Annotated in this window: 17 protein-coding genes and 1 pseudogene; 6 read left to right on the forward strand and 12 right to left on the reverse strand. The window is 59.6% G+C overall.

Going from position 1 to position 13,939, the window contains the following annotated elements; translation table 11 throughout:
• The first annotated feature begins 60 nt into the window (after positions 1–60).
• The 3 genes from J0G10_RS02930 to J0G10_RS02940 all read left to right on the forward strand — a co-directional run bounded on the left by J0G10_RS02930 (position 61) and on the right by J0G10_RS02940 (position 2,683).
• Positions 61–858 carry a transporter substrate-binding domain-containing protein gene (locus tag J0G10_RS02930; protein ID WP_034152980.1) on the forward strand — a complete coding sequence of 266 codons (798 nt, stop codon included), beginning with the start codon at positions 61–63 and terminating at the stop codon, positions 856–858.
• 138 nt (positions 859–996) lie between these two features.
• Complete coding sequence (locus J0G10_RS02935; RefSeq protein WP_220557386.1) at positions 997–1,956, forward strand: amino acid ABC transporter permease; 960 nt, start codon at positions 997–999, stop codon at positions 1,954–1,956.
• Positions 1,949–2,683, forward strand: a complete 735-nt coding sequence (locus tag J0G10_RS02940) for an amino acid ABC transporter ATP-binding protein (RefSeq protein ID WP_220557388.1) — start codon at positions 1,949–1,951, stop codon at positions 2,681–2,683. Before J0G10_RS02935 ends, J0G10_RS02940 begins: the two co-directional genes overlap by 8 nt.
• A 122-nt stretch (positions 2,684–2,805) precedes the next feature.
• On the opposite strand, the gene J0G10_RS30240 is transcribed toward J0G10_RS02940, so the two are convergent.
• From J0G10_RS30240 to ubiE, 11 genes and pseudogenes are all read right to left on the reverse strand, one after another.
• Positions 2,806–3,678 carry a methyl-accepting chemotaxis protein gene (locus J0G10_RS30240; protein WP_371857741.1) on the reverse strand — a complete coding sequence of 291 codons (873 nt, stop codon included), beginning with the start codon at positions 3,676–3,678 and terminating at the stop codon, positions 2,806–2,808.
• A pseudogene (locus J0G10_RS30245) lies at positions 3,661–4,722 on the reverse strand (methyl-accepting chemotaxis protein); the annotation flags it as partial. The gene J0G10_RS30240 and the pseudogene J0G10_RS30245, both read right to left, overlap by 18 nt.
• Before the next feature lie 221 nt (positions 4,723–4,943).
• Complete coding sequence (locus J0G10_RS02950) at positions 4,944–5,651, reverse strand: 16S rRNA (uracil(1498)-N(3))-methyltransferase (RefSeq protein ID WP_220557390.1); 708 nt, start codon at positions 5,649–5,651, stop codon at positions 4,944–4,946.
• Positions 5,648–6,439 (reverse strand): twin-arginine translocase subunit TatC, encoded by a 792-nt coding sequence (gene tatC / locus J0G10_RS02955; protein ID WP_095047195.1) that lies wholly within the window; start codon positions 6,437–6,439, stop codon positions 5,648–5,650. Before tatC ends, J0G10_RS02950 begins: the two co-directional genes overlap by 4 nt.
• Positions 6,436–6,894, reverse strand: coding sequence for a Sec-independent protein translocase protein TatB (tatB, locus tag J0G10_RS02960; RefSeq protein WP_064388885.1), 459 nt, complete (start codon positions 6,892–6,894; stop codon positions 6,436–6,438). The genes tatC and tatB overlap by 4 nt, the downstream gene beginning before the upstream one ends.
• A gap of 10 nt (positions 6,895–6,904) precedes the next feature.
• A complete protein-coding gene (locus tag J0G10_RS02965; protein WP_003220847.1) occupies positions 6,905–7,186 on the reverse strand; it encodes a twin-arginine translocase TatA/TatE family subunit in 282 nt (93 codons plus the stop codon).
• A 25-nt stretch (positions 7,187–7,211) separates the two neighbouring features.
• Positions 7,212–7,544 carry a phosphoribosyl-ATP diphosphatase gene (locus J0G10_RS02970; RefSeq protein ID WP_003220849.1) on the reverse strand — a complete coding sequence of 111 codons (333 nt, stop codon included), beginning with the start codon at positions 7,542–7,544 and terminating at the stop codon, positions 7,212–7,214.
• Positions 7,537–7,938 carry a phosphoribosyl-AMP cyclohydrolase gene (gene hisI, locus J0G10_RS02975; RefSeq protein ID WP_007909357.1) on the reverse strand — a complete coding sequence of 134 codons (402 nt, stop codon included), beginning with the start codon at positions 7,936–7,938 and terminating at the stop codon, positions 7,537–7,539. Before hisI ends, J0G10_RS02970 begins: the two co-directional genes overlap by 8 nt.
• A gap of 81 nt (positions 7,939–8,019) precedes the next feature.
• Positions 8,020–9,624: a ubiquinone biosynthesis regulatory protein kinase UbiB gene (gene ubiB / locus J0G10_RS02980; protein WP_095125305.1), complete on the reverse strand. Its 1,605-nt coding sequence runs from the start codon at positions 9,622–9,624 to the stop codon at positions 8,020–8,022.
• A complete protein-coding gene (locus tag J0G10_RS02985; protein WP_220557392.1) occupies positions 9,621–10,244 on the reverse strand; it encodes a ubiquinone biosynthesis accessory factor UbiJ in 624 nt (207 codons plus the stop codon). Before J0G10_RS02985 ends, ubiB begins: the two co-directional genes overlap by 4 nt.
• Positions 10,244–11,014 carry a bifunctional demethylmenaquinone methyltransferase/2-methoxy-6-polyprenyl-1,4-benzoquinol methylase UbiE gene (gene ubiE, locus J0G10_RS02990; RefSeq protein WP_008080626.1) on the reverse strand — a complete coding sequence of 257 codons (771 nt, stop codon included), beginning with the start codon at positions 11,012–11,014 and terminating at the stop codon, positions 10,244–10,246. The genes J0G10_RS02985 and ubiE overlap by 1 nt, the downstream gene beginning before the upstream one ends.
• A gap of 154 nt (positions 11,015–11,168) precedes the next feature.
• Between ubiE and J0G10_RS02995 the strand changes: the two genes are divergently transcribed.
• The 3 genes from J0G10_RS02995 (at position 11,169) to J0G10_RS03005 (ending at position 13,033) form a co-directional block, all read left to right on the forward strand.
• Positions 11,169–11,444: a polyhydroxyalkanoic acid system family protein gene (locus J0G10_RS02995; protein WP_220557394.1), complete on the forward strand. Its 276-nt coding sequence runs from the start codon at positions 11,169–11,171 to the stop codon at positions 11,442–11,444.
• Between the two features lie 232 nt (positions 11,445–11,676).
• Complete coding sequence (locus J0G10_RS03000; protein ID WP_034152971.1) at positions 11,677–12,099, forward strand: phasin family protein; 423 nt, start codon at positions 11,677–11,679, stop codon at positions 12,097–12,099.
• Positions 12,100–12,109: 10 nt separating this feature from the next.
• The gene (locus J0G10_RS03005) at positions 12,110–13,033 is read left to right on the forward strand and encodes a phasin family protein (protein ID WP_220557396.1); all 924 of its coding nucleotides are present in this window, start codon (positions 12,110–12,112) and stop codon (positions 13,031–13,033) included.
• A 270-nt stretch (positions 13,034–13,303) separates the two neighbouring features.
• On the opposite strand, the gene J0G10_RS03010 is transcribed toward J0G10_RS03005, so the two are convergent.
• Positions 13,304–13,924, reverse strand: coding sequence for a TetR/AcrR family transcriptional regulator (locus tag J0G10_RS03010; protein WP_093430069.1), 621 nt, complete (start codon positions 13,922–13,924; stop codon positions 13,304–13,306).
• Positions 13,925–13,939 lie beyond the last annotated feature (15 nt).

Consider the following 13,939-nt stretch of genomic DNA (forward strand, 5'->3'; position numbering starts at 1 on the left):
TTTTTTGCCCGTCACTGTTGGTTTTCGCGCCGCAAACGCAATGGTTTTGGGGACTTGAAGATGAAGAAGTATCTGTCGATGCTGCTGGTCGGCGTCACGGCACTGGTTGCAGTCAATGCGGCGCAGGCCGGTGCGATCGATGACGCGGTCAAGCGCGGCACGTTGAAAGTCGGTATGGATCCGACCTACATGCCGTTCGAAATGACCAACAAGCGCGGCGAAATCATCGGCTTCGAAGTCGATATCCTCAAAGCCATGTCCAAGGCCATGGGCGTCAAGCTGGAACTGGTTTCCACCGGTTACGACGGCATCATCCCGGCGCTGATGACCGACAAGTTCGACATGATCGGTAGCGGCATGACCCTGACTCAGGAACGCAACCTGCGCCTGAACTTCAGCGAACCGTTCATCGTGGTCGGCCAGACCCTGCTGATCCGCAAGGAACTGGAAGGCACCATCAAGTCCTACAAAGACCTGAACACAGCAGACTACCGCATCACCTCCAAGCTCGGCACCACCGGCGAAATGGTCGCCAAGAAGCTGATCTCCAAAGCCAAGTACCACGGCTACGACAACGAGCAGGAAGCCGTGCTTGACGTAGTCAATGGCAAGGCTGACGCCTTTATCTACGACGCCCCGTACAACGTGGTTGCAGTGACCAAAGTCGGCGCCGGCAAACTGGTGTTCCTCGACAAGCCGTTCACCTACGAGCCACTGGCTTTCGGTCTGAAGAAGGGTGACTACGACAGCCTCAACTTCATCAACAACTTCCTGCACCAGATCCACGAAGACGGCACCTACGATCGCATCCATGACAAGTGGTTCAAGAGCACCGAGTGGCTCAAGGACATGGAATAACGCGCATCCGCTGATCGTTCCCACGCTCCGCGTGGGAACGCATCCTGTGACGCTCCGCGTCACGAACAGGCAGGGACGCAGAGCGTCCCTAGCGGCATTCCCACGCAGAGCGTGGGAACGATCATCCGAGAACCTGCAATGAAACAGAAAAAAGCCCAATGGCCCTGGCACGTCCTCACCGTGCTGGTGCTGGTCGGCCTGGCGGGCGCGTTGTATTACGCGACGTCGCTGATGTCCTACGAATGGCGCTGGAACCGTGTGCCGCAGTACTTCGCCTATCAGGCCGAGGAAACCCAGCGTGCCAACGACATCTCCACCGTCACCGAACTGGTGCGCAAGGGCAGCAGCGCGCAAGTCACCCTGCGCAACGACGCCGGTGACGAGCAGCACCTGACTGTCGACGAGAACAGCCTGCAATTCGCTCAGGGCGACGATGTCGCCGAAGGCGACGTCGTGGGCGTGACTCGGCATTGGGCAGCAGGCCCGCTGTTGTGGGGGCTGTGGACCACGCTTTGGCTGTCAGTGGTTTCCGGTGTCCTGGGTTTGCTGATCGGTCTGGTCACCGGCCTCTGTCGGCTGTCGAACAACCCGACCCTGCGCGACCTCTCGACGATTTATGTCGAACTGGTGCGCGGCACGCCGCTGCTGGTGCAGATCTTCATTTTCTACTTCTTCATCGGCACGGTGATGAACCTGTCCCGCGAGTTCGCCGGGATCGCCGCGCTGTCGCTGTTCACTGGCGCCTACGTGGCGGAGATCATCCGCTCCGGCGTGCAATCGATTGCCCGTGGCCAGAATGAAGCGGCGCGCTCGCTCGGTCTGAGTGCCGGTCAATCGATGCGTCACGTGGTGTTGCCGCAAGCGCTGAAACGCGTGCTGCCGCCGCTGGCCGGGCAATTCATCAGTCTGGTCAAGGACACCTCGCTGGTGTCGGTGATCGCCATCACCGAACTGTTAAAAAGCGGCCGCGAGGTCATCACCACCTCGTTCTCGCCGTTCGAGATTTTGTTCTGCGTCGCCGGTCTGTACCTGTTGATCAACCTGCCGCTGTCGAAAATCGCCAGCCGGCTTGAGCGGAGGCTCGCGCAAAGTGATTGAAGTCCGCGATCTGGTAAAAGTCTTCGACACCCGTGGGCAAGTGGTGCGCGCGGTGGATAACGTCAGCACCACGGTCGCCAAAGGCGAAGTGCTGGTGGTGATCGGCCCGTCGGGTTCCGGCAAGTCGACCTTCCTGCGTTGCCTCAATGGCCTGGAACAATTCGATTCCGGCTCGGTGAGCATCGACGGCCTGCAATTGGCCGACCCGAAAACCGACGTCAACGCCTACCGCCGCGAAGTCGGCATGGTGTTCCAGCATTTCAACCTGTTCCCGCACATGACCGTGCTGGAAAACCTCTGTCTGGCGCAGAAAGTCGTGCGCAAGCGCGGCAAGCAAGAGCGCGAGGCCAAGGCGATGGAGTTGCTTAAAAAGGTCGGGATTGCGCAGAAGGCCAACGAGTTTCCGTCACGTCTGTCCGGCGGTCAGCAACAGCGCGTGGCGATCGCCCGAGCGCTGGCGATGGAGCCGAAGGTCATGCTGTTCGATGAGCCGACCTCGGCCCTCGACCCGGAGATGGTCGGCGAGGTGCTGGACGTGATGAAGAACCTGGCCGTGGAAGGCATGACCATGGTCTGCGTGACCCACGAAATGGGTTTTGCCCGGGAAGTGGCGGATCGAGTGTTGTTCTTCGATCACGGCAAGTTGCTGGAAGATGCTGCGCCGGCTGAATTCTTTGATGCGCCGAAGGATCCGCGCGCGCAGGCCTTCTTGCGTCAGGTCTTGTAGTACCTGATCGTTCCCACGCTCCGCGTGGGAATGCCGCCCGGGACGCTCCGCGTCCCTTTGCATGCGCGACGCGGAGCGTCACAGGATGCGTTCCCACGCAGAGCGTGGGAACGATCGTTGGGCTAGACCTTAAATCGACCGACCAACATCTGCAGATGCGTCCCCAACCGCGCCAGCTCAACGCTGGACGCCGCGGTCTCTTCACTCGCCGCCGACGTCTGATCCGACACATCCCGCACATTCAGCACGCTACGGTTGATCTCTTCAGCCACCGCACTCTGCTGCTCGGCCGCTGCCGCAATCTGCTGGTTCATCGCCTGAATCGCCGAAACGGTGCGAGTAATGCTTTCCAGCGAACCACCGGCACGGCGGGTCAGTTCAACGCTGCTGTCGGTGAGGGTGCGGCTGTTGTCCATGATCGTTGCCACTTGCTGGGTGCCGTTTTGCAGGCCGACGATAAGTTCTTCGATTTCTTCGGTGGACTTCTGCGTACGTTGCGCAAGGCTGCGCACTTCGTCGGCGACCACGGCAAAACCACGCCCGGCTTCACCGGCACGCGCGGCCTCGATGGCGGCGTTGAGGGCCAGCAGGTTGGTTTGCTGGGCCACGGATTTGATCACGTCGAGGACGCTGCCGATCTTGTCGCTTTCGCGCTTCAGTTCACCCATGGCTTCGGTCGAGTGACCGACTTCAACGGCCAGGCGTTCGATCTGAGCAATCGCTTCGCCGACGACTTTGTCGCCTTCGCGGGCCTGTTGGTCAGCAGCGACGGCGGCTTCGGAAGCCTCTTCGGCGTTACGCGCGACTTCCTGCACGGTGGCGGCCATTTCGTTCATGGCGGTGGCGACCTGGTCGGTCTCGATTTTCTGATTGTTGACCCCGGCGCTGGTCTGCTCGGTCACCGCCGACAGTTCTTCAGCGGCGCTGGCGATCTGGGTGACGCCATCGCTGATCCCGCCGACCAGTTCACGCAGGCCTTGGGTCATGCTCTGCATCGAACGTTGCAGTTGGCCGAGTTCGTCGCGACGCAGGGAAACCAAGTTGTGCGTCAGGTCGCCCGCAGCCACGCGCTCGGCGACTTTCAGGGTCTGGTTCAGCGGGATGATGATCTGGCGGGTGATTGCCCAGGCGGCCAGCAGACCGAACGCTACGGCCAGTGCGGTGGCGATCAGCAGCAAGTTTTTGGCACGTGCGGCATCGGTGTCACGTACGACGGTTTGCGATTCAGTCAGTTTCTTGCTGACGGCGATCAAAATGTCACCCTGAGCAGACATGTTGACCAGTGCTGCAGCGTTTTTTACTTGAGAATCACGGAATTGAGCCACGGCTGCACGGTAAGCCTTGAGCGACTCGGTGGCTTGCTGCAGGTTGGCGATATGCTGATCTGGGACGCGGGACGGCAGGCTTTCGAGGTTTTTCAGGGCATTGTCGATCGCGGTCAGGGCTGGTTGCTCGGCATCGGCCTTACCGCTGTAGGTGTAACCGCGCACCTGATATCGCGCTTGCTGCAGCAGCTTGCTCAGTTCGATCACCGCGTTGTATTGCGCGATGCTGTCGCCTTGCAGCAGCGCGCTCTCGACCGCGCCGACCTTGGATACGGCATTGTCGGCATTGGCGCCCAGCTTGCTGCGTGCGTCTTCACGCTGCACGGTGGCCTGCGTCATTTCACCGAAGGCACGCTTGTATTCGGCCACGGCAGCCAATTGTTGATCGACCATCGCCACATCGGACGGCTGCTCAATCATGCCGCGTGCCGATTGCAGGCCGCTTTCGAGTTTGCTCAGGAATTCGTTGACCGTGCCCGGTCCCTGCTCGCCGCGACGCATGTCGTAATCCATGCGCGCCAGGCGCAGGTCCTTGGTCAGCTCATTGAGGCTGGAGATAAAACCCAGCTTGTCACCACGGCTGATGATGCCGCTCATGCCGGTCCAGCCGGTGAAGGTGATCAACAGTGTCAGCAACAGCACCAGGCCGAAACCGATTCCCAGCTTGCGTTTGACGCTGACGTTTCCAAGACTCTCGGCTAACCAACGGTACATGCGACCACTCCCTTCGGACCACTAATTGGACTTATGGAGAGGGTATCGGCCGGATGATGGCAATCTGTAACACCATTTATCCGGGACGCCGCCATCCTGTAGGAGCTGTCGAGTGAAACGAGGCTGCGATCTTTTGATCTTGTTTTGTTGAAGCAAAATTAAAAGATCGTCCGATCGCGGCCCGAGCCTTCGGCAGCTCCTACACGGGAGCGGAGTTGAACTTAGAAGAGCCGGGCGAGCAGGGCGGTGACGGCGGTTTCGACGCGCAGGATGCGCTCGCCGAGTTGCACCGGTTGCAGGCCCGATTTGGCCAGCAAATCTATTTCGTAGGGGATCCAGCCACCTTCGGGACCGATGGCCAGGGTGACGGGTTCGCTGAGGGCGCGTGGGCACGGCGGGTAGTTACCGGGATGGCCGACCAGACCGAGGGTGCCGTCGGTAATCGCCGGCAGCCGATCCTCAACAAACGGCTTGAAGCGCTTCTCGATGATGATTTCCGGCAACACGGTGTCGCGGGCCTGTTCGAGGCCGAGGATCAGTTGCTCACGAATCGCCTCAGGCTCAAGAAACGGCGTCTGCCAGAAACTCTTCTCGACCCGATAGCTGTTGACCAGAATCACCTTCGGCACGCCCATGGTCGCGACGGTCTGGAACACCCGGCGAAGCATTTTCGGGCGCGGCAGAGCGAGTACCAAGGTCAGCGGCAGCTTGGCCGGTGGTGGCTGATCCAGGCTGACGCGCAGCTCGGCTTCACCTGCTTCGAGGCGCAGCAGTTCAGCCGTGCCCATCAGCCCGTTGATACGGCCAACGCGCAGGCTGTCACCAACTTCCGAACGGTGAACTTCCTGCATATGGGTCAGGCGGCGATCACGCAGCACCACACGGTCGGCCGCAATGAAGTCAGCCTCTTCGAGCAACAGCAGGTTCATGCCTGGGTCGCTGGCGGCTGGTCGTTGTGGTCGTCGGCCGGGTTCTCTTCCGGACGTTCGCGCTTGCTGATCAAACCACCGAACAGGATGCCGATTTCGAACAGCATCCACATCGGCACGGCCAGCAGGGTCTGCGAGAAGATGTCCGGCGGCGTCAGGATCATGCCGACCACGAAGCAGCCGATGATCACGTACGGGCGAATTTTCTTCAGGTAGGCCACATCGACCACGCCGATCCACACCAGCAGCACAACAGCCACCGGGATCTCGAACGCCACGCCGAAGGCGAAGAACAGCGTCATGACGAAATCGAGGTAACTGGCGATGTCGGTCATCATTTCCACGCCCGCCGGGGTGGCGGCAGCGAAGAACTTGAAGATCAGCGGGAACACGAAGTAATAGGCGAACGCCATGCCGGTATAGAACAGCAGGATGCTGGACACCAGCAGTGGCACCGCGATGCGTTTCTCATGTTTGTACAGACCTGGCGCGATAAAGCCCCAGATCTGATGCAGGATCACCGGGATCGCGAGGAACAGCGAAACCATCATCGTCAGCTTCAGCGGCGTCAGGAACGGCGACGACACGTCGGTGGCGATCATCGTCGCGCCGACCGGCAGGTACTGGCGCAGCGGCGTCGAGACGAAGGTATAGATCTGCTGGGTGAACGCAAACAGCCCGGCGAAGATGATGAAGATCGCCGCCACACAACGCAGCAGGCGGGTGCGCAACTCGGTGAGGTGCGAAACCAGCGGCATGTGCTGGTCGTTTTCGGGGAGATCGCTCATGGGGCTCGCGGCGGCAAAGTGGTGTCGTGAGGCGCAGGTGTGATCGGCGCGGCGGTTGGCGCAACGTGTTCAACAGATTGTTCCACAGCGGCTGGCGCCGGCTCTGTCGGTGCTACAACGGCAGCGGGTGCCGGTGCTGGCGTAACAGGCGCGGTCGGCGCATGAATCGTCTGCTGACCCACATGCTCAACCGGCGTCGGTTCTTGCTGAACCGGATTGAAAATTTTCCGCGCCTCTTGCTCCAGCGACAGAATGTGCTCGTTGTGCAGTTGCCGACGGATTTCGTCAGCACCGATTTCACGTTCAACTTCCTGTTTGATCGCGTTGAAGCTGCGCTTCAGCCGTCCGACCCACAGGCCGGCGGTGCGTGCAGCGCCCGGCAGACGCTCGGGGCCCAGCACCAGCAGGGCGACGAGGCCGACGAGCAGCAGTTCAGAGAAGCTGATACCAAACATTAGTCAGTGCTCACACGTCTTTGCGGATCGGCTCTTCGACTTTCTGCGCCTGCACGTCGATGGTGTGCGGCGGATTGGCCTGAGCGGTGGCTTGCGGCTGCACCGGTGGCACTGGCTGCGCAGGTGTCACGGTTGGATCGGCAGCCGGTTTTTCATCGTCGTTCATGGCTTTGCGGAAGCCCTTGATCGACTCGCCAACGTCGGTGCCGAGGTTTTTCAGTTTCTTGGTGCCGAACACCAGCACCACGACAACCAGAATGACGATCCAGTGTTTCCAGTCAAAAATGCCCATGTTGCTGTTCCTCTCTAAAAATTGTTCAGGCGGACGGACGCGAGGCTTTCTCGACGTGTCCGGACAGGCCGAAGCGACGATCCAGTTCATCCAGCACGGCCTGCGGATGCTGCCCCAGTTGGGCGAGCATGACCATGCTGTGGAACCACAGGTCGGCGGTCTCGTAGATCACGTCGCTGCAGTCGCCGCTGATGGCGGCGTCCTTGGCGGCAATAATGGTTTCGACCGACTCTTCGCCGACTTTCTCCAGAATCTTGTTCAGGCCCTTGTGATACAGACTAGCCACATACGAGCTGTCGGCGGCTGCGCCTTTGCGCTCTTCAAGTACCTGAGCGAGGCGGGTCAGGGTGTCACTCATGTTTGTGTCCTGCGGAATAGATAGCGTGCGGGTCTTTCAGGACTGGGTCGACTGTCTTCCAGTCGCCGTTTTCGAAGACACGGTAAAAGCAGCTTTGACGGCCGGTATGGCAAGCGATGTCGCCGATCTGTTCAACCATCAGGATGATCACGTCGGCGTCACAGTCCAGACGCATCTCATGCAAGGTCTGCACATGGCCGGACTCTTCGCCCTTGCGCCACAGCTTGCCACGGGAACGTGACCAGTAGATTGCACGGTTTTCCGCAGCGGTCAGTTCGAGCGCTTCGCGGTTCATCCAGGCCATCATCAGCACGCGTCCGGTCTTGTGATCCTGGGCAATCGCCGGCACCAGGCCATCAGCGTCCCATTTGATCTCGTCCAGCCAGTTTTTCATCTTCGACTCCGACAGCGAACCCCACACTTCAATAGTCGGGTTCAGGCATTGAAACAGTGTGCCAGCCGTTCACGAAACTGGCTATCGGCGAACGACCAGATACAAGCCGACTGCCACCATGATTCCGGCCGGCCAATGCCCCAATTCGTGCAGCGGGCCACCGATGGCCAGGATCACCCCGCCCGCCAGATGCGCGCAACCGAGCAGGCGCAGGAACCAGTCGTCCTTGCGTTTGTGCCACGGTGGCGGCGGGTCATAGGCGTGCGGCTGGGACATGCGTTCGAGCAGATCGCGGGCCATGTTGGCCAGATGCGGAAGCTGTTCGAACTGGCTCTGCACGTTGCCCAGCAAGGCTTTCGGGCTGACGCGCTCGCGCATCCAGCGCTCGAGGAATGGCTGCGCGGTGTTCCACAGATCCAGATCCGGATACAACTGACGACCGAGGCCTTCGATGTTTAACAGGGTCTTTTGCAGCAGCACCAGTTGCGGCTGCACTTCCATGTTGAAGCGCCGTGCGGTCTGGAACAGGCGCATCAGCACCTGGCCAAATGAAATATCTTTTAACGGTTTTTCGAAGATCGGTTCGCACACCGTACGGATCGCCGCTTCGAATTCGTTGAGTTTGGTTTCCGCCGGCACCCAGCCCGAATCGATGTGCAGTTGCGCCACACGGCGGTAGTCACGCTTGAAGAAGGCGAACAGATTGCGCGCCAGATAATCCTGGTCTTCCGGGGTCAGGCTGCCGACGATGCCGCAATCGATCGCGATGTATTGCGGGCTCCACGGGTTGACGGTGCTGACGAAGATGTTGCCCGGGTGCATGTCGGCGTGGAAGAAACTGTCGCGGAACACTTGGGTGAAGAAAATCTCCACACCGCGCTCGGCGAGCATTTTCATGTCGGTACGCTGGTCGGCAAGGGTCGCCAGATCGGTGACCTGGATGCCGTAGATACGCTCCATCACCAGCACTTTCGGTCGGCACCAGTCCCAATAGACTTGCGGCACGTAGAGCAGCGGCGAACCTTCGAAGTTACGCTTCAACTGGCTGGCGTTGGCCGCCTCGCGCAGCAGATCGAGTTCGTCGTAGATGGTTTTTTCGTAGTCCTGGACCACGTCGACCGGGTGCAGCAGGCGCGCATCGGCGGAGAGTTTTTCGGCAGTGCGGGCGAGGATAAACAGCCACGCCAGATCCTGCGCGATGATCGGCTTCAGACCCGGCCGGATCACTTTGACCACCACTTCTTCGCCGGTTTTCAGCTGCGCGGCATGTACCTGCGCCACGGAGGCTGAGGCCAGTGGCTCAACGTCGAAACGGCTGAACACGTCGCTGATCTTCTTGCCCAACTGTTCTTCGATCAGCTTGATCGACAGCTGCGAATCGAACGGCGGCACGCGGTCCTGCAACAGCATCAGCTCATCGGCGATGTCTTCCGGCAGCAGGTCGCGGCGGGTCGAAAGAATCTGCCCGAACTTGATGAAGATCGGTCCCAGATCCTGCAACGCCAGACGCAGACGCGCGCCCCGGCTCAGGTCCAGCGGCTTGCGCGGGAACCAGCGCCACGGCAGCACGTAGCGCAGCGCCAGGAGAAACCAGGGCAGCGGCAGATCGAACAGCAGGTCATCGAGGCGGTAGCGGATCACGACGCGCTGGATGCGCAACAGACGGCGGACGGCAAGCAGCTTCATGCGTTATCGCTTGGGTCGAGGGATCGGGAAAGGCGCTCGAAACGCGCCTCGAGACGTTCCAGATCAAGTTTGATCCGGTCCAGTTCGCTGAATCGCGCTTCGGCTTCGCGCTGCCCGACGAGGGTGCGCGATTCTTCGGCGAGGTATTCGGCGAGGTTCTGGTTGAGGCTGGCAAATCCTTGTTGATACCAGCGTGCGCGGCTGCGCAGATGGCCACCGACCAGTTGCGTGGCGACCGGGCCGAGCCAGCGCGAGAGTTCGTACTCCCAGTCCAGCTCAAGGTCTTGCAGCACACCGGTCAGCTCCAGCAGCACGCCGCTGTCGCCATCGAGCTCGACTTCCGGGGCATGCAGCACTGCGGTCTTGTCTTTGCTCAAGGCCAGTTTGATCAGGCTCGAGGCCGGCGCACGCAGGGTGCAGTCGACACCGGTTTCCCAATGCGAGGCCAGCATCAGACCTTCATCACTCGGCAGGATGAACAGTTGCAGCGCCGGGCTGCGGCAGTCGACGGCAATCACCTTGCCGGTCAAATGCGCCAGCCGCGGCAGCGCCGTGCTGTCGAGACGCAGCACCCGGTTGAGGCCGAGTTCAACGCTGGCGAGCAGCCCGGTGAGCAACATCAGGGCTTGATGCCGCGGTGCAGGGCGACGATGCCTGCGGTCATGTTGTGATAGGTCACGCGGTCGAAACCGGCGTCGACCATCATCGACTTCAGGGTTTCCTGATTCGGATGCATGCGGATCGATTCGGCCAGGTAGCGATAGCTTTCCGAGTCGTTGGTGATCAGCTTGCCCATCAGCGGCATGAAGGCGAACGAATAAGCGTCGTAGGCTTTCGACATCAGCGCGTTGGTCGGTTTGGAGAATTCCAGCACCAGCAGACGACCGCCGGGCTTGAGCACGCGCAGCATCGAACGCAAGGCGTCTTCTTTGTGCGTCACGTTGCGCAGGCCGAAAGCGATGGTCACGCAGTCGAAGTGGTTGTCCGGGAACGGCAGTTTTTCCGCGTCCGCCTGAACGAATTCGACGTTGCCAGCGACACCCAGATCGAGCAGGCGGTCACGGCCGACCTTGAGCATCGATTCGTTGATGTCGGCCAATACCACCTGACCGGTCGGGCCGACCAGGTGCGAGAACTTTTTGGTCAGGTCACCGGTACCGCCGGCGATGTCCAGCACGCGGTTACCGCTGCGTACGCCCGACAGTTCGATCGCGAAACGCTTCCACAGGCGGTGCATGCCGCCCGACAGAAGGTCGTTCATCAAGTCGTATTTCGCGGCTACCGAGTGGAAAACTTCAGCGACTTTTTCCGCTTTCTGGCTTTCCGGAACGTTTTTGAAGCCGAAGTGAGTGGTGGGTTCGGCATCGCTGCCTTTGCGCTGATCAGTCATATCGCTGTCACCAAAAGAGAATGCGCGACATTCTAATCCCCAAGCCATGCTTTGTCTTGGAATGGCTAAAGGTAAGATGGGCAATCCTCGGGACGATTTGCCGCAGCGGCGGTCAAGATTTACCGACACATCTTTTTAAATCAGGAGTCATGTAATGGCCAAAATCACTGTTGAGCGTGCCCACAACCTGGGTAAGGAAGCCACCCGCGAGAAGGCCGACAAGCTGGCGCAAAAACTCTCCGATCAATATGGCCTTGAGCCGCAATGGTCCGGCGATACCCTGAACCTCAAGCGCTCGGGCGTAAAAGGCGCGGTGCATGTGGCGGACGATTCGATCAAGGTCGATGTGGAGTTGGGCATCATGATGTCGGCCATGAGCGGCATGATCAAAGCCGAAATCGAAAAAGCCCTCGACAAGGCTTTGGTCTGAAACACGATCCCTTGTAGGAGTGAGCCTGCTCGCGATAGCGGTCTGTCAGTCGACTCCATTTTTGACTGATACACCGCTATCGCGAGCAGGCTCACTCCTACATTTGTTTTGTGGTGCTCCCTCTGTTTATGTCAGTTGTTAGGGTGCCGTTTCTAATTTTTCTGCCTACTTTGTGCCTGAGCCCGACACTTTTCCGGGCAGTTCCTCAAACCTTCTGCGCGTGAGGTGCACCATGGCCAAAGTCATTTTGAAGAAAAAAATCGACGCTTCGACTTCTGCTCTGAGCGACGTCAAATCCTATGCCCGCAAGATCTGGCTGGCAGGCCTGGGTGCCTACGCCAAGGTCGGCCAAGAGGGCAGCGACTACTTTCAAGAGCTGATCAAGGCTGGTCAAACTGTTGAAAAGAAAGGCAAAAAAGCCGTCACCGAAAAACTCGAAGCGGCCAACGCCGAGATCGATGAAGCCAAGAGCGAAGTCAGCTCGTTCAAAGGTCGTGTCGAAGTTCAGCTCGACAAGGTCGAGAAGGCGTTCGACTCCCGTGTAGCAAGCGCCTTGAATCGTATCGGCATTCCGTCTAAACATGACGTTGAGACACTCTCTGCTAAGCTCGATGAGCTGACGGCATTGCTCGAACGCGTCGCGCGTAAATCTTAAGGAGAACGGGATGGCTGGTAAAAAGAACACCGATAAAGAAGGCAGCTCGTGGATCGGGAAAGTCGAAGACTACTCCCGCAAAATCTGGCTGGCTGGTTTAGGCGTGTACTCGAAGATCGACACTGACGGCAGCAAGCTCTTCGATACATTGGTCAAAGACGGCGAGAAAGCCGAGAAGCTCACCAAATCCGCAGTCGGCAAAAAAGTCGACGCTGCCAAGGATTCCGCTTCTTCGGCCAAGTCGCGCATCAGCGGCGTGAAAGATCGCGCACTGGGCAAATGGGACGAGCTGGAAGGGGCTTTCGACAAGCGCCTGAACAGCGCAATTTCGCGCCTGGGTGTACCGAGCCGCAATGAGGTCAAAGCACTGCATAGCAAGGTGGAAACCTTGACCAAGCAGATCGAAAAACTCACCGGTCTGAAAACCCAACCGGCGGCGGCGAAAACCGCTGCGGCAAAACCGGCCGCGAAAACGGCTGCGGCCAAACCAGCAGCCAAGTCTGCTGCCAAGCCACTGGCCAAAGCGGCAGCTAAACCTGCTGCTAAAGCCGCGGCCAAGCCAGCAGCGAAAACCGCAGCCGCCAAGCCTGCAGCCAAAGCCGCAGCCAAACCGGTTGCCGCCAAAGCCGCTGCCAAGCCGGCAGCTAAACCTGCGGTCAAAACTGCAGCGAAACCCGCCGCCAAGCCAGCAGCGAAAACTGCTGCCGCCAAACCGGCTGCCAAGCCTGCAGCGAAACCTGCTGCGGCGAAGAAACCGGCAGTGAAAAAACCGGCCGCGCCGAAAGCCGCTGCGCCGAAACCGGCCGCACCTGCTGCAGCCAAACCTGCCGCTCCGGCAGCTCCGGTGAGTGCGTCGAATTCCGCCGCAGCACCGACTCCGGCGGCCACCCCGACTGCTGCATCGACCCCGTCGACGCCAACCAGTCAGTCCTGATTTTTCAGGGCAAAACAAAACGCCCGGCCTGTGAAGGTCGGGCGTTTTTGTTTGTGCATTTCAAGGCCGCCCCTCACCCCAGCCCTCTCCCAGAGGGAGAGGGGGCCGAACGAGGTGTCTTGCGTCGTACGTCGACCTGAAGGATCGAGTCGATTATGGATTCAACAAAACCCTTTCAGGTCGGTGTAGCTCATCAGCATCCCCCAATCAGTCCCCTCTCCCTCCGGGCGGTCCGACGTTTCGGGAGGGCTAGGGTGAGGGGCTTTTGATTCAGTCGTGATCTTCAAGGTATTGCAGGGCCATCCGCTCCGTAGCGACCTTCACCGGCGGCAACAAATGCGGCGCCACCAGCATCATGATCTGGTACACAACCAGCCTCACCTCACCCTCACGATCCAGAATCCGCTGATAATCCAGCGAAAACAGCAACGTCATGGTGATCTGCTCAACCAACTGCCCCAACGCCTGCGTATCACTGACCAGCTGCCCCGAAGCCTTCAAACGCGCCAGCAACGACGCCAGTGTGCGCTTCAGTGCATTGAGCAAATGTCGAATCCCCTTGGCCAGCTTCGGCAAGCGCCCGGCGAGGTTCGACAGGTCCTGAAACAGGAAGCGGTACTGCGCCAGTCGCTCGACGATCAAATGCAAAAACAGCCAGTAATCCTCCGGCGCCAGTTCCACATCCGAGGGTGGATCGAGCAGTGGCGCCAGTTCACTCTGGAAGCGTTCGAACAGGCCGAGAATCAGCGGTTCCTTGCCATGGAAGTGGTAGTAGAGATTGCCCGGGCTGATCCCCATTTCGTTCGCCACCTCCATGGTGGAGACGTTCGGCTCGCCCTTTTCGTTGAACAGTTGCAAAGCACATTCGAGAATCCGGTCGCGGGTTTTCATCCAGTCTTCTTAGAA

This window comes from Pseudomonas germanica, assembly GCF_019614655.1.
GTDB lineage: Bacteria > Pseudomonadota > Gammaproteobacteria > Pseudomonadales > Pseudomonadaceae > Aquipseudomonas > Aquipseudomonas neuropathica.